The sequence below is a fragment of the Bradyrhizobium roseum genome (assembly GCF_030413175.1).
In the GTDB taxonomy this organism is placed as follows: Bacteria; Pseudomonadota; Alphaproteobacteria; order Rhizobiales; family Xanthobacteraceae; genus Bradyrhizobium; species Bradyrhizobium roseum.
Genome location: NZ_CP129212.1, coordinates 4,660,057 through 4,675,409 on the forward strand (window position 1 = coordinate 4,660,057; position 15,353 = coordinate 4,675,409).

Consider the following 15,353-nt stretch of genomic DNA (forward strand, 5'->3'; position numbering starts at 1 on the left):
CTTACTCCGGCCAGTTTGCAGGCAAGCAGGTCGGCGGCGACTCGGTGAAGCCGCCGTTGAGCGCCCAGTTGTAGGTTTTCGTGATCGCGGGGGTTGCCACATCGAGCCGCGCGGCCAGTTCCACCAGCAGCGCCTGACCGCAGGCGATGTCTTCGTGGAAGGCACGGCTGGCGCGATCGATGACCAGGCCGGGCCCGTTCGGATTGGGAACAAGCGGGGCGTGAATGCCCGCATAGGCGCGGTTGGTTCGCAACAGCGAATACATGGTGCTGCTGTCTTCGATCTGGTCGCCGTAAGCCTCGATCAATTCCTGCCGGAGCGGCTTTACCGAGCTGAGATCGATGCCCAGGCGCGCCTCGACCGCATGCCGGATGGCCTGGTTCTCCGCATCACAGGCCTCCAGCAACTCGGCGCCGGCCCGCGGGCAATCGCTCCACCAGCAAAGCGGGCGGTCGAACGGCTTGTTTTCCCAGGGCGCGCCAGGCCCGATCAAGGCGTAGAGCACGGCGGGATGCATGATCGCGTTGCCCGGCGTCAGCGTAATCTCCAGATAGTCCTGCAGCACCGTGACGGGCGCTTCGTAGAGCCGGCCGAGCATCGCCTGGAGCGCGACGACGCTCGCTTCGGTTTCGCGGCGGTGAAGAGCTGCGAACAAATGAGCCTTGGCGCCTCCCATGCGTACGCGCTCGCCCGGGATCAGCTCAAAGGCGGTATGCGGCACGTCCTTCATGCCCCAGATCACGGCATTGTCTGCGCCCGACAGGCTTTTCGCCGCCAACCAGTCGAAGCCGCAAAAGCCGGGAATCGCGCCGACATAGACCGGCCTGTCGCGGGGGAGATGCCGTGCGAGGTCGTCCAGGAGTGCAGGCCGCGCATGGGCCGGCTGTGTCACGATGACAAGGTCGGTGTCGGCGAGTGCCTCGCCCGGATCGGTACCGACATGGTCGGGCCGGCCGCCCAACACGAGACCGTCCGGCATCTCAGCCCGCCAAACGCCTTCGCCAAGCGCCCACCGATCGACGACGGCCGGCGCTCCCGTCAACACCGACACAGTGACGCCTGCGCGCTGCTTGAACAGCACGGCATTCAAATGCCCCGTTCGCCCTGCCCCGCAGATCGTCACCTTCATGCAGCGCGGGCCCTTGCCGGCAGCCAGCCGTCAAGCTGCACGGCGATCGACGGATCCAGCAAGTCGCGCTTGGCCATCCATTCATCGTCGAAGACCGAACCGAGATATTTTTCACCGCCATCGGCAACGGGCGTGACCACGGTGCCGGACAGCTTGCCGGCCGCAATGAATTCGAGCGCCTTGTAGATGGTGCCTCCCGTCGAGCCACCAACCAGAACTCCATAACGCCGCGCGATAAAGCGTGCCGTTTCGAAGGCCTGGGTATCGGTGACCTGTACCCCTTCGTCGATGCACCCATAATCGAGCACCTTGCCGACTTCGTCGCCGGCGGGCGTACCCGTGCCCGACTGGTAGTAGGGATGGCCGGGTTTGCCGAAGACGATCGAGCCCGCCGGTTCTACCGCGATCGTTCGAACGGCAGGATTAGCCCGCTTCAGGCGCTGGGCGATGCCGGTCATCGATCCCCCGGTGCCGACGCAACCCACATAGGCGTCCACGCCGTCGGGGAGCTGCGCCAGCAGCTCCTCTACGAAACCGGCATAGCCCTCCGGGTTTGCCGGATTGTCGGACTGGTTCATGAACAATGCATCGGGAAGCTGGGCGCCGAGTTGAGCCGCCAGCCGCTGCCGTTCCACCACGGCAACCTCGTCCTCCCGATAATCACCTTCGACATAACGAATTTCAGCACCAAGCGCGCGCATCGTGCGGATCTTGTCCGGTGCGGCGTGATGATCGACGACGGCAATGAAGCGCAGCCCCAACTCCAATGCGATCAACGCCAGTCCGATTCCGGTGTTTCCGGACGACGATTCGACGATCGTGCCGCCCGGCGGGAGCCGCCCGTCTTCGAGCGCGGCAAGCACCATGCTGCGCGCCATGCGGTCCTTCATCGAGCCGCCCGGATTGTTCTTTTCAAGCTTCAGTACGAGCGTGGCGTCGCTGTTGGGTACCGCGATCGGCATCACCGGCGTATGGCCGATCAACTGGCTAACGGTCGTGCAGAGCATTGTGCCTCTCCTATCGTGTCGGGAACGAGTGTTGGCTGCCCCTTTGCATCCTGAATCACGCAAAGGCGGCTCGGCATCGGGTGGCGATGAAACTCGTTTTCGAGGAGGTCCATCTGGTAGGCGGCGGTGTTGGCATAAACCAGCAAGTCTCCCGCGCGCGGAGGAAACGGAAAGGTGAGCCATCGGTTGCTCAGGACGTCGTCGTCCAGGCAGCTATGGCCTGCCAGATAGGCCCGGATCGGTCTTGCGGCGGCGGGCGGCGACATCGCCGGCACCAGGATGGGATCGACCAGGAATTCAGAGGCAAACCAGGTTTCGCATGCGCTGAAGCTGCTGCCTTCGACGAAGACGACATGGGCATCAGGGCCGACCGCTTTGACGCGCGACACGCGGAAGACAGAAATCGCGGCCTGATCGGCCAGCGCTCGCCCGGGCTCCAGCGCCAACAGCAGCCCCTCCTGGACGAAATAGCTCGCGATGCTGCGGCCGTCGGCCATCCGCGCTTGCAGCAGACAGCGCAGCCATTCGGCCGCCGAGAGCTCTCCGCCGTAAGGATAGAAGGAGGCCGGCACCCTTCCGGTGCGATAGTCCTCGGGCTTCTGGATCTCGAGATAGGCCCGATAGGCGCGCTGATCGACATATTGGATCGGCAACCCGCCGCCGATGTCGATCATGCGCGGCGCAAAACCCAGCGCGCGGGATTCGTCGATCAAGCCGGCGGCTTCGTCGATTGCCTGCGCGCGAGACTCCCAATCGTAACCGCTCAGATGAAAGTGCAGCCCGTCGAAGCGCAGCCGGCTTTCGCCGGCAATACGCGACAGGCAATGCCGGAAGACCGCCACGGGCATTCCAAAACGGCTTCGCGCCTGGCTGGCCGGACGCAGCCTCAGCAGCACCGGCTGAGCCGGACCGCTTGCCGGCAATTCGCGGATCAAATCCTCCAGTTCTTCCGGCGAATCCACCGATATCAGCGCGTTGCAGCCGATAAGCTCCTTGTGGAATGCGGGCGTCTTCGCCGGACCGGTCGCCACCAGTTGCGCACCCTCGGCGCCGAGCTGCCGGGCATCCCGCAATTCATAAACGCTGGAGACGTCGACGCCCGCCTTTGCGCGCAGAGCCGCCGCCATGAGCCCGGGCGACTTGTTGACTTTTGCGCCATAGTAGAGCGCATGCGCGACCCCGCTCTCCCGCAGGACGTCTCTGAGCGCCGCGACATTCCCCTCGAGTTCGTCGGGCCAGATCAGATTAATCGGAGACCCATGCCGCGCGACCCAATCGAGCAGCAGCGCGCCGTTGTCTGCCAGGAGATCCGCCGTGGCCGGCCGCAGAATCGGCGAGAGGCTCAAGTCTGTTTTATGATGGTTATGACACGCGGCTTCATGGTGACTGGAATTGGTTAGGGCATCTTCTGTCGGCACAGGGCAGCGCAACCCTTCCAATGGCAGGTTACAAGCCGGCAGTCCTTGGTCAAAAATGTGCCGGGTCGTCTTGCAGGGAAACTTTCGGCCGCTGCGCGCCATCTCGAGAATGCTGGCGGGCGTGATCGTCACGCCCGGGCGCCAGCTCTCCACCCGCACCGTGCTGTAGTCCAGGAGGAGGACCGGCACCAGCCGCAATTGCAGGGCTTCGGCCACGGCAAGCCGATGATGACCGTCCATCACGCAGAGAGCATCTTTCTCCGCCGTGATCGGAACTTCCCAGCAGCCCGTGCGGAGGATTTGCGCCTGCAGCTCCGCTACCCTGTCGGGATCGACCTCTTCGGTCGGGATCAAGCATGTTGGCGAAAGGAGGCAAACTTGCATATCGACCAGCCTGATTTTGTCAGCAGGAACGGTTCGGCAAGCTTTCTCAGGGTGGAATGGCTACGCTGCCGCCCATGCACTGGCTACGGGCAACATAGGGGGCTTGCAGGCAAGCCGGCTGATCACGAACGATCCGGTGGATCGGCGAGGACAGTGGCACGGGCAACGGACGAGCGAATGTGCCGACACTCTCGCCAACGATCGAGCCTGCAGAATCATCCATGACGAACCTCGCCAAGCTCAGGGAGCCGCGATTACATGTCCACGGTCATCGACAGCAGATAGGTGCGCGGTGCCCCCAGGTAGAACGTTCCGAAGGAGGCGACGCTGGACCAGTAACTCTCACCGGTCACGTTCTGCACGTTGGCGCGGAAGACCGTCTTCCTGCCGTTGATCGCCGTCGTGTAGCGGGCGCCGAGATCGAGCCGCGTCCACTCCGGGATCGGCTGTTTGTTCGCAGCATCGACGAACTGCCTGCCGGTGTAGATGACCGCCCCGTTGACGGTGAGCCCGGTCACCCACGGCAGATCCCACTCGGCGCCGATATTGGCCTGCACGTTCGGAACGCCGATCGGCGTGTTGCCGATATTTGCCACGTTGGCAGCCTTGGTCAGGGTGCCATCCAGCAGCGAGACGCCGCCGAGGACGCGGACATAGGGCATCAGTTCGCCGAAGACATTGAACTCGAGCCCACGCATCCGCGTTTCGCCGGTCGCCACGACGCGCCCAGACACGTTTTCGCCGCTCCCCTTCGTTATCTCGAAGGCGCTGAAAGTCGTTGCGACCCGGCCGAAGTCCACCTTGATGCCGGCCTCGTACTGTTTGGCCATGTGGGGCGGGAGCAGTTCGCTGCCATTGGAAACATTCGGCTGCGACGGCGCGACATCGCCCCGGCTCAGACCTTCGATATAGTTTGCATACAGGGAAACGTTCTCCAGGGGACGAACGACGAGACCGACCACGGGGGTCGTCGCGCTCTTGTCGTAGGAATTCCCCAACGTTCCGACATTGGCGTTATAGTTGGCCGCCTCGACGCCCTGGCGCCGGACACCCAGCGTCAGCAAAACACGCTCATCAAGCACGGACATGGTGTCGGCGATCGAGAGCGCCGTGAGAGTGCTTTCCGAAAGCCGGGGGCGCCCGGGGATCTCGTTGGCGAACTGGGTTGGCGCAACCGTCGGGCTATAGATGTTCGACGTCACCGCGGTGCCGCTGGTGGTCCGCCGGAACAATTCGTCATGATAGACCGAACCCTGGAAGGTGACGGCATGGCGAACGAATCCAGTATCGAACCTGGCGCGGACGCCGCCATCATAGGTGTGCCGATCGATGCTGAGCCCGAAGAATCCCGGCGTCGAGGTCGTGTTGCCGAGGGCATTGGTGATCGTCGGGAGTCCGAAGAAGCGTTCGACATTGGTCTTCGATCCGCCGACGTCGGCAAACAGCGTCACCTGGCTGGTCAGATCGTATTCGTTGCGCCACAGGACGGATTGATCGCTGATGCGCGACCATTCCCAGGGCTGCGTCACGTTCAGGCGGCCATCCGGCGCCTTTGGCACCGGCACCCCGGCAGTCATGAGGAAGGGACGCGACGGAGCGTCGAATCGATCGGTCTGCGCGATCAGGTAAAACCAGGACCTGTACCGTTCGCCCTGATAGTCGAGCGCCAGCGCCCCGACACCCGTCGTCTCGGACTGGCGGTCAATAGGCGTGTCGCCGCCGCGCAGGCTGCCGCTGGCGCGCACGCCCCATTGCCTGCTGTCGCCGTAGCGCCTTGCGACGTCCCAGTGACCGCCGAATCGGGAGGTCGAACCGTAACTCGCCGTGAGGCGGGTCAAATCCTCTGCCGCGCGCTTGGGCACGACGTTGATGACGCCGCCGACACCGCCATTGGGAGCAATGCCCGAGAGCGCGGCCGAAGGCCCCTTGAGCACTTCCAATCGCTCGACATAGTCCGTGAAGATTCGGTAGCTCGGCGCGATGCCGTAAAGCCCCTCGAAGGCAAACTCGCCATTGTTGCCTTCGTTGATCGGGAAGCCGCGAATGTTGAAGGAATCGACGGTGCCGCCGGATGGGTGGGTGGCGCGCACCGAGGGATCCAGGATCAAGGCATCCGCACCCGTTGCCGCCTGCCGATCCCGGATGAACTGATCCGTATAGCTCGTCACGCTGAAGGGGGCCCTCATCGTGCTGGTATTCCCGAGCATTCCCAGCCGCGCACCTTGAGCAACCTGGCCGCCCGCGAAGGCCGGCACGACACCCGGCTGCGATTGAACCGCGGCGGGCTCGGGTTGCGGAGCGCCAGGCACGGCCCGGCGTGAAGCCGACCGGGACCTCGCGTCGCTTCGCTTGGTTGGCGCACGACGGAGCGATTGCTGCGCCGGGGCATCGACCGTAACGGGTGGAAGGGAGGTGCCGCCCTGCGAGGTCTGGGATCGAGCAGGCGATTCGAACCACGCCAACAACGCCACACTACCGAGCAGCATCGCTCCGAAGCGAGCTACCGTACCAACCCCATCTGCACGTCGCATTTCCAGAAAGTCCCCATCAACACACCTCACCCGGCATGAACGCCTCCACGCCTCGGCCTGCAACAACCGCGGTTGAAGATCCGCTCTCCGTACTCGGGTTCGGCCGACACTTAAGGCGCCGCGAAAGCTCTCCCTGCGCAGATCGCACTCCACTCGGTTGCCTGCGCTTTCTTGACAACCTTCGATTGTTGTCGATCTACGCTACTTCCTTAGAGCGATGTCATCGTGACCACAACGCAAATCTGCGCACTGCAACTTAGAATGCCTCGACGATCGCCGACGGGAGCCGGTCGATTCCGCGCCAGTCGATTCCGCGTTTGGAGAGATTCAAACTTGCTTGGAAGAATCTAGAATCGGCGTCTTCAAATTTGACAGGAAGATGCACGCGAGCGTGTTTGCAGAGCAGCGATCCGGCCTGCGCCACCACCAACCGGTCGACGCTGAGATCACCGATCCGTGTCTGGGTGGAGCCTGGCCAGTACCGTCAGCGTTTCCACTCGGCCTCCTGCAGGAGCCTCCAGCTGATCTTGTTGCTCTCGGTACGCAGCAGGCTGTCGACCAGGACCACCGAACGGGGCGCCTTGTAGCTCGCCATCCTCTCGCGTGACCACGACAGGATATCGTCCGGCGAAACTTTCGATCTCGCGGCCTCGTGCACCGCCACCAACGCCTTGACCGTTTCTCCGCGATAGCTGTCAGGCGACGAGATAATGCAGCATTCCCTGATGGCGGGATGTTCATACATCATCGCTTCCACCTCGGCCGGCCAGACCTTGAAGCCACTGACGTTGATCATCCGCTTCAGCCGGTCGACCGCGAAGAAGTACCCCTCGGCATCGCGGTAACCGATATCCCCGGTCCGCAGAAAGCGCCTGCCGCCGTGCTGGATGAAGGCGCTGGCGTCGGCATCCGGCTTGTTCCAATAGCCCTGCAGCACCTGCGGCCCATGCACGATGATTTCGCCCACAACACCGTCCCCCAGTTCCTCCAGCGTGTCGGGATCGATCACCCGCGCATCGGTCTCATGCACCGCAATACCGAGACACTGACGCTTCGGCGCGGCCAGCGGATTGAGATGGGTCGGCGACATCGTCTCGGTCATGCCATATCCCTCGATGAAATCGAGGTTGAAACGTGTCTTCAGCCGCTCGGCGACCGCGGAGGGCATCGTCGCGCCGCCGCCCGTCAGTATCTTCAGACGCGCGAAGCTGCCGTCGCGGAACGCTGCACTGGCGAGAACGTCGACGATCATCGTCGGCGCGGCGTTCCAGAACGTCACGCCGTGCGCCTCGAACAGATCCGGGATCAGATCCTTGTCCCATCGGGCCATCAGAACGAGCGTCGCGCACGCGACGATGGCGGCATTCATCGATCCCTGCATTCCGGCGACGTGAAACAACGGCATGAAGCCCGTCATGACATCGTCGTGGCCGAGCCCGTACCATCGCGCCTGAAGCACCGCGGTGAACAACGCACTGCGATGGGTATGCATGCAGGCCTTCGGTTTTCCCGTGGTGCCGGAAGTGTACGGCATGATCACCAGATCGTCCGGCGTTGCGGCCATTGGCATCGGGGACCGCGCTTGTGCGATCGCCTCCTGCCAGCGGAACCACCCCGGTAAACGCGGCGGCTCGTTCGATTGTTTCACGCAGGCGGGCAAGGCATAGGGCGTGTCGGTCGGAACTTCATCGCGATAATGCGCGACCACGGCATGCGAGAGTACCGCTCCCACCAGCGGCGCGAATATTTCGCACAATTCGCTGCCGACGATCGCCACCGTCGCACCGCTGTCGGCAGCGAGAAAGGCGATCTCTTCGGTCTTGTTCATCGGGTTGACCGGCACGATCACCGCGTCCGCCCGCATCACTGCGTAGTACGCGATCACGTATTGCGGCGAGTTCTGCAGCGCGATCAAAACCCGATCACCACGTTTGACCCCGCAGACATGTTGCAGGAATGCCGCCATCGCATCGACGCGACGGCGTAACTCGGCATAGCTGAGCGTGGCTCCATAGAACGCCGTTGCCGCATGATCGGGGTTATGTCGCGCGGCGCGCATCAGCGCGTGGTACAGCGTTCCGTTGGGCATCGGCAAATGCCAAGGTTCGCCAGCCGGCCAACGGGAAGACACGCTGTTCATTGGTTGCCCATCGACGAATCCGTTCAGCCCTTATGGGCCGTGGTTCGACGTTCATGCTCCTCGTCGGCAATCTGCAGGCCGTGGTCGAGCGCATCGAGCAGTTGATGGGATTCATTGGCTGAAATCACCAGCGGTGGCGCGAGGAACAGCGAGGTCTGTTCGCCGCTGGTTCCGATGACCGCGCCCGCCTCCAATGCACGCAGCGCCACGCGCGAAGCGACGGGATCCTCAAGCGTATCCGCGCGCCAGGTCCGCCAGTCCGGCCCATGCAGCTCGATGGTCCAATGCAGGCCCTGCCCGGCCACGCGTCTGACGCTCGGATGCCGCCGCGCGATCTCGAGCAGACGCCGGGCGAACAATTCTTCGAGCTGCCGCACCCGGGAAAGGATATCTTCATCCGTGACCACGCGGAGGTAGGCGCTGATGGCGGCCATGCTGATCGGGTGACCACGCAACGTTCCGTAGTTCTGCCAGCTCTTGCCCTTGAGCTGCTCGACGATTGCTTTCGACACCACCACCGCTGCGACAGCCGCAGCGCCGCCTCCCAGCGATTTGCCGAGCGTCACGATATCCGGACGAGTCTCGCCGCCTTGGAACGCGAACCATCGTCCCGCCCGCCCCGCGCCGGTCACCACCTCATCGGCGATCCAGATCGATCCGGCCTCGCGGGCCCGTAGCGCCAGCTGGTCCTGATATTCGGCGTCGTAATAAATGCCGCCTTGCGTATAGTCGATAATCGTTGCCGCCGTATCCGCGAGCGTGCTTGCGGCGTCAGCCAGATATTGTTTCGGAGACGGATTGTTCGGAGGCGCGCCATAGATCGCGCCGTCGGGCGCGGGCAGAATGCGGACCGGCGCCATCGCGGCGGGAAGTTGCGAGCCACCGGCATGCACCGCCAGTCCGCCATGCCATTGCGGCTGCACGGTCATGCTGCGGGACAGACCGACCAGGCCGTGATAGGCGCGTTCGCGGGTGGCCAGCGCCGTGCGCTGCGTCAGCGCCTGACAGAGCGAAAGCGCCATGTCGTTCGCTTCGCTGCCGCTGATGCAGAAACGGACGGCACCGACCCAGTCCTCTTCACCCTCGAAGGCCGTTCGGATCAGATCGTCGGCGGCCTGTTCGCGCCCGACCCAGGTCCAGCCTTCGTTGACGACGGGCGTATCCGCCGCACGGCGGATCGCTTCCACCATCGCCGGATGACGATGACCGAGTCCGCCGCCGGTATTGCTGCCGTCGATCAGGCGGCGGCCGTCTTCGAGATGGAAATAGACCCCCTCGCCCCCGACGACGGCAAGCGGTGCGCTGTCGCCCGCGTTCAGGCCGGTCCGCAACAATTTACTCATCGAGAAATCTCTTCCATTCCATAACCGCCGCCGCCGCAGCTTTCGATGGTGACGACATCGTCCTGCTGCAGCACCAGATTCGATTTGCCATCGATTTCGACATTCGCGCCGTTCCGGATCAGCGATACCCGGCAGGTCTCGCCGGGTTGACCGCCCTGCATGCCGAAGGGCGGGATCACCATCCGCTCGATACACGTGGTCAGGTGCATGGACGGCGCGAGAATCCGATAGGAACGCACCACGCCGTCGCCGCCCCGGAATTTTCCGGCGCCCCCGGACTCGCGGCGAATCGATTGCTGTTCCACCCGGATCTTGTAGTTGGCCTCGATCACTTCGGCCGGTGTGTTGGACGTATTGGCAAGGTGCACCCGCGTTGCCGAAACCCCGTCGCGGTCATGCCGTGCGCCCTCGCCGCCGCCATGGACCTCATACAGCATCTGCCAGGACCCGTCCGACCGCGGCTCGGCGAAGAACAGCACGCTGGCGGTCGTCGTCCCGCCGGCGGACAGGCGCTCGGGAATGGCGTCCTGCATCGCCCGGAAGATCGCATCGACGATGCGCATTGAGGTTTCGTGATTTCCAGCCGCAACGGCCGCCGTCCACCCCGGCTCCAGAATCGATCCCTGGCGCGTGATGATCGTGAGCGGGCGCAAGGCTCCTGCATTTTGCTGCATGTCGCGGCCGCTCATGATGCGCGCCGAATATGCCACCGCGGAACGCGCAATGAACGGCGTGGTGTTGCAGAAATTCGAGGCCCGGTCGGCACTACCAGACAGGTCGAAGGTTGCCTCGTCGCCAGCGATGGTGATCTTGACGTGAATGCGGGCGGGCTTGCCGCCCGCGCCGCCGTCGTCCAGGTAATCCTCTCCTTCATAGACGCCGTCGGGCAATTCGCGGATCGCCTCACGCATCTCGATCTCCGAGAGATCGTGCAGGCGAGCCAGCGCCGCGGTGAAGACATCCTTGCCGTGCTGCCGGCAAAGCTCGACGATGCGCCTTTCGCCTGCCTTGGTTGCCGCGATCTGCCCGAGCAGATCGCCCTCGCACGCTTCCGGATCCCGCACATTGGCCTTCAGAAGCTGCATGATCGGCGTAGTCACGCCTGCAGCCGTTGCAATCAGGATGGGGGGAATCCGCATCGCTTCCTGAAAGGTATCGATCGCCTTGGCGAAGTAGCTGCCAGGCCATGTCCCACCGATATCGGGCCAATGCGCAAGGCTGATGGCGAATGCGACGATGGCGCCGTCGACGAAGACCGGCCGAACCACCTTGACGTCGTTCAGATGGTTGCCGCCGAGCGCGCCCAGATTATAGATCAGAACGTCGCCGTCGTTCAGGCCGCTGACAGGCATGACCTTCAGCAGTTCCGGAACGGTGTACGCCATCGCCCCGAGATGGATCGGAATATCCCGGCCCTGACCGACCAGATCGCCCTTGGCATCGGTGATCGCAGACGACAGGTCGCCCGCTTCGCGCAGCAGTGGCGAACGCGCCGAACGCGTCATCACCAGGCTCATCTCCTCGGCCGCCGCCGACAGGCCATGCCGGATCACCTCAACGGTAAACGGATCGAGCTTCATGGCGTCACCTTTGTCAGAAAGAGATGACCGATCGCGTCTGGCTTGGCCTGCCAGCCCGGTGGGATCACGACCGTGGACCAAGCGTCTTCAATGATCGCGGGCCCGGAGACCGCCGCCGCCATTGAAGCACGGTCCACGATCTCGGTCGCCACGTCATGAACACCATCGAACGAGCATCTGCGTGAGGCTGCACGCAATTTTCGGATGGTGGTCGTGGGGCGGTCGACGATGGTGGTCGACGGCCGGCGCGCCTGCACGCGCACCGATTCGATGACGCAACTCTCCGCTGTCGCGTAGCCGAACAGTTCCTGGTGGCGGACGAGAAAATCTTGCCGCAGCCGCGTAGCGTCCAATGGCAGGGAGAACGGCACCGCAATGGCGTCGTTCTGCGCGGCATAGCGCATCAATGCCACCAGCTCGACATCGATCGCGGCGCGCGCAACGCCGTTGGCAATCAACGGCTCCGACGCCTGCTCGATCAGGGTCTCGATCCGCTGCAGCACCCGGTCGAGATCGATGCCGTCCAGCGCGACACGGAAGGTCTGCTGCTGCAGAAAGCTGAAATCGGCGGTCAGGCAGCCAAGCGCGGAAAATGCGCTCGATGCGTTGGGCACCACGATCGAACCGATACCGTAGAGCTCCGCCAATCCTGCCGCGTGCATCGGACCGCCACCGCCAAAGGCCAATAGCGTACAGTCGCGCCCGTCGATACCACGTTCCACCGTCACCCGGCGCAGCGCCCGCGCCATGGTGGCGTTGGCGACCTTGACGATGCCGAGTGCGGTTTCCTCGAGATTCAGTTTCAGCGCCTGTGCAATCGGCGCAATGGCGCGTCGGGCCGCCTCGATGTCGAGGCTGATCCGGTCGCCGAGCCGCGTCTCGGGATTGAGATAGCCAAGCACCGCGTTGGCATCCGTGATCGTCGGCGCAGTGCCGCCGCGGCCATAGCACGCCGGGCCGGGCTCCGACCCTGCGCTCTGGGGTCCCACGGTCAAGCCGCCCGGCCCATTGCGCACGATCGAACCACCCCCCGCACCGATCGAGTGAACCGCCAGCATCGGCTGACGCAGCGGTCGATCCCCGAGCATCCGGCCATCCGCCATCTCCGCCTGCCCATCGATGATCAGGCAGACGTCGGTGGTGGTACCGCCCATGTCGAAGGTGAGCATTTTCGAGATACCGAGCTGGCGTGCAATGCTGACCGACGCCGACACACCGGCCGCCGGCCCGGACATCGCCATCACCAGCGGACGCCGCTTGACCGCGGAAATCGGCACCATGGCGCCGGCGGAGTGGAACACCTGCAGGCCGGGCCCGATCGGCAGGCGCCGTTCCAGCTCGCTCAAATATTCGACCGCGATCGGCATTGCTGCCGCGTTGAACACCGTCGACGAGGTGCGCTCATACTCCCGCGCCTCCGGATTGACCTCGTGCGACAGTGAGACATGCGGCACGACCGCCTTCAGCCGCTCGGCCAGCATCCTCTCGTGCACCGGGTTGGCGTAGGCATGCAGCAAGGCCACCGCCACGCTTTGCACCCCCGTCTGCTTCAGCCAGGCCACCAGACGATCGATCTCCCGATCCTCCAGCGGCCTCAGCACGTTGCCTTCGTGATCGAGCCGCTCGACCAGAGCAAAGCAAAGCTCGCGCGGCACCAATGACGGAGATTTCGGCGGGATGTCGAGACGGTAAAGGTCGCGGCGCCGGTAGCGGCCGATATCGAGCACATCCTCGAACCCCGCGGTGGCGACCAGCGCGACCTTTGGCAGCCGCTCCTCGACGATCGCATTGGTCACCCGCGTGGTGCCGTGGACGAAGCGCTTGACCTGGTCTTTCTGCAGCCCGACGGCCTCGATGGCTTCGAGCATCGCATCGACCGGCGCATGCGGGCGCGACGGAACCTTGGCGATCCGGGTTTCCGAGGGATCACGACGGATGGCAATGATATCCGTGAAAGTGCCCCCGATGTCGGTTCCGACTTCCCATTCCCTGTTCAGATCGTTCATCTCATTCCTGGTTCAATCATTGCTTCAGCCTACCGGACAAAGCCGGGAGGGACGACAGGCGCCGCGTTACGGCTTGCGGCTCAGGTCGCGAAAGTCGAGCTGGCGATGAAACCAGTAGGTATAGCCCTCGACGTTGGGTGCCATCACGGCATCCTGGTTCGCCTGCCAGAGCAGAACCAGCGGCATCTCCCTGGCGTATTCGGCGATCATCTGCTTGCTGATCTCTTCATACTTGGCCGAATCAAGCTCGAAGCGCGCCTTGCCCCCCAGTTCGTTCACGCCGGCATTGTTCCAGGAACTGTAGTTCCAGCGCTGGTCGCCGGAAAAGAAGGTGCGGAAGAAATAGTCGGTGGTCGGAAGCCAGGCGGTTGACCCCTCGGTAAAGAACGGCAGCCGCTTTTCGGAGATGGCGGTGCTCATCTGTGCGTCCGGCAGCTTTTGAATGTCCACTTCGATAGCGATCTTCGCCAGCGACTCCTTGATGAGCGCGGCCATCGGTTCGGTGATCGCGGCCGAGCCGACGTTGATCGAGAAGGTGGTCTTGAAACCGGTGGCGAAACCCGCCTCGGCGAGGAGTTGTTTGGCCTTGGCCAGATCGGTCCTGGTCGGCATGGCCTGCGGAAAATCTCCGGTCGGCGGCTCCGTCCAGGATGCACCGAACAGGGCAACGCCGCGCTTGAAAATCGACGCCTCCAGCATCGATTCATACGGCAGCGCCGCGGCGATGGCCTGCCTGACCTTGACGTTGTCGAACGGCGCCATCCTTGTATTGAATGCGACCATCGTGAAGCCGTTGCTTTGCGGCGTCGAATCCACCCTGAGCTTGCCGCGGGACTGCAGCGCCAGCACGTCGCTGGCCTGCAGGTCGGTGGCGATGTCGGCATCGCCCCGTTCGATCAGATTGGCGCGGGTCGCAGGTTCCGAAACTGTCTGTTCGATCACCCGCTTGAAGAACGGCAGCTGCCCGTCGCGACCGCCCTTCCAGTCATCGTTCCGCCGCAGCATCACTTGCTCGCCCGGCTTGAAGCTCTCGATCGTGTAGGCGCCGCTGCCGGCCGTATGGGTCTTCAGCCATTCCTGCGCCCAGGGATCTTCCGGTGTCGCGTGCTGCCTGGCCAGCTTGCTGTTGAAGATCGGCGCCAACGGCGTGGCAAGATTCGAAAGCGCAAGCCGGTCCGGCTTGGGCAACGTGATCGCAATCGTGCGCGCGTCGACCACGACAAACTGTTCGGGCGTGGTCAGCGAGCCCGTCCCCAACTGGCCTTTTGAAAGGGACTTCGCACTCACGGCCCGGTCAAGCGACCATTTGACATCGTCGGCGGTGACCGGCGTGCCGTCATGCCATTTCGTGTCTCGCAGCTTGAAAGTGATCTTGAGGCCGTCCGGGCTGACCTCGTAGCTCTCGGCAAGCTCGCCGCGGATCTTCGAGCGATCGAACACCCAGACGCCGGCTTCCCGCTTGCGATCGAACGCCACGAGACGGTCGTAAGTGCTGGTCGACACGCCGAACGCCTCCCGTGTGGCTCCGGGCGTTGTAGGGTCCAGCGTATTGATGTTGTTGCCGGTCACCTGACGAAGCGTCTCGGCGCGCGTCTGCGCGTGTGCAACGGCCGGCGCCGACAAAACGCACGCCGCGGCGATCAGCATTTTCAACGAGACTCCCCGAACCGCCATCATCGACCTGTTTCTCCTGTGAAGACCACAAGGTCGAATTTCTGACAGACCGGTCGAGCCACCGCATAGAGCCAGAGTTGCCGCAAACAGGTAGGCCAGCCACCCGAAAATGCCGTCTCGCTTCCTGCCAGTTACCTTTTG

Annotated in this window: 9 protein-coding genes and 1 pseudogene; all 10 read right to left on the bottom strand. The window is 63.7% G+C overall.

The genetic code is table 11. The features are described 5' to 3' along the window. Window position 1: 1 nt before the first annotated feature. The gene (locus QUH67_RS22275) at window positions 2–1,129 is read right to left on the bottom strand and encodes an NAD/NADP octopine/nopaline dehydrogenase family protein (RefSeq protein ID WP_300941258.1); all 1,128 of its coding nucleotides are present in this window, start codon (window positions 1,127–1,129) and stop codon (window positions 2–4) included. Beyond that, window positions 1,126–2,136 (bottom strand): PLP-dependent cysteine synthase family protein, encoded by a 1,011-nt coding sequence (locus QUH67_RS22280; protein ID WP_320416089.1) that lies wholly within the window; start codon window positions 2,134–2,136, stop codon window positions 1,126–1,128. The genes QUH67_RS22275 and QUH67_RS22280 overlap by 4 nt, the downstream gene beginning before the upstream one ends. Continuing rightward, on the bottom strand, window positions 2,109–3,482 hold the full coding sequence (locus QUH67_RS22285) for a Y4yA family PLP-dependent enzyme (protein WP_300948133.1): 1,374 nt from the start codon (window positions 3,480–3,482) through the stop codon (window positions 2,109–2,111). The genes QUH67_RS22280 and QUH67_RS22285 overlap by 28 nt, the downstream gene beginning before the upstream one ends. 54 nt (window positions 3,483–3,536) lie before the next feature. After that, window positions 3,537–3,938: pseudogene (locus tag QUH67_RS22290) on the bottom strand (ParB N-terminal domain-containing protein); the annotation flags it as partial. A gap of 254 nt (window positions 3,939–4,192) precedes the next feature. Then, window positions 4,193–6,469: a TonB-dependent receptor gene (locus tag QUH67_RS22295; RefSeq protein ID WP_300948134.1), complete on the bottom strand. Its 2,277-nt coding sequence runs from the start codon at window positions 6,467–6,469 to the stop codon at window positions 4,193–4,195. A 484-nt stretch (window positions 6,470–6,953) separates the two neighbouring features. Beyond that, window positions 6,954–8,609: a long-chain-fatty-acid--CoA ligase gene (locus tag QUH67_RS22300; RefSeq protein WP_300941260.1), complete on the bottom strand. Its 1,656-nt coding sequence runs from the start codon at window positions 8,607–8,609 to the stop codon at window positions 6,954–6,956. A gap of 23 nt (window positions 8,610–8,632) precedes the next feature. Beyond that, entirely contained in the window at window positions 8,633–9,952 is a 1,320-nt protein-coding gene (locus QUH67_RS22305; RefSeq protein ID WP_300941262.1) for an aminotransferase class III-fold pyridoxal phosphate-dependent enzyme, read from the bottom strand. After that, window positions 9,949–11,532, bottom strand: a complete 1,584-nt coding sequence (locus tag QUH67_RS22310) for a hydantoinase B/oxoprolinase family protein (RefSeq protein WP_300941263.1) — start codon at window positions 11,530–11,532, stop codon at window positions 9,949–9,951. The genes QUH67_RS22305 and QUH67_RS22310 overlap by 4 nt, the downstream gene beginning before the upstream one ends. Further along, entirely contained in the window at window positions 11,529–13,538 is a 2,010-nt protein-coding gene (locus tag QUH67_RS22315) for a hydantoinase/oxoprolinase family protein (protein WP_300941264.1), read from the bottom strand. The genes QUH67_RS22310 and QUH67_RS22315 overlap by 4 nt, the downstream gene beginning before the upstream one ends. Window positions 13,539–13,604: 66 nt before the next feature. Continuing rightward, window positions 13,605–15,185: an ABC transporter substrate-binding protein gene (locus tag QUH67_RS22320; RefSeq protein ID WP_300948135.1), complete on the bottom strand. Its 1,581-nt coding sequence runs from the start codon at window positions 15,183–15,185 to the stop codon at window positions 13,605–13,607. Window positions 15,186–15,353 lie beyond the last annotated feature (168 nt).

Excerpts from the sequence above, each read along its gene's own strand:
- QUH67_RS22275 (WP_300941258.1), bottom strand. The coding sequence starts at position 1,129 with ATGAAGGTGACGATCTGCGGGGCAGGGCGAACGGGGCATTTGAATGCC.
- QUH67_RS22280 (WP_320416089.1), bottom strand. The coding sequence starts at position 2,136 with ATGCTCTGCACGACCGTTAGCCAGTTGATCGGCCATACGCCGGTGATG.
- QUH67_RS22295 (WP_300948134.1), bottom strand. The coding sequence starts at position 6,469 with ATGCGACGTGCAGATGGGGTTGGTACGGTAGCTCGCTTCGGAGCGATG.
- QUH67_RS22300 (WP_300941260.1), bottom strand. The coding sequence starts at position 8,609 with ATGAACAGCGTGTCTTCCCGTTGGCCGGCTGGCGAACCTTGGCATTTG.
- QUH67_RS22305 (WP_300941262.1), bottom strand. The coding sequence starts at position 9,952 with ATGAGTAAATTGTTGCGGACCGGCCTGAACGCGGGCGACAGCGCACCG.
- QUH67_RS22310 (WP_300941263.1), bottom strand. The coding sequence starts at position 11,532 with ATGAAGCTCGATCCGTTTACCGTTGAGGTGATCCGGCATGGCCTGTCG.
- QUH67_RS22315 (WP_300941264.1), bottom strand. The coding sequence starts at position 13,538 with ATGAACGATCTGAACAGGGAATGGGAAGTCGGAACCGACATCGGGGGC.
- QUH67_RS22320 (WP_300948135.1), bottom strand. The coding sequence starts at position 15,185 with ATGCTGATCGCCGCGGCGTGCGTTTTGTCGGCGCCGGCCGTTGCACAC.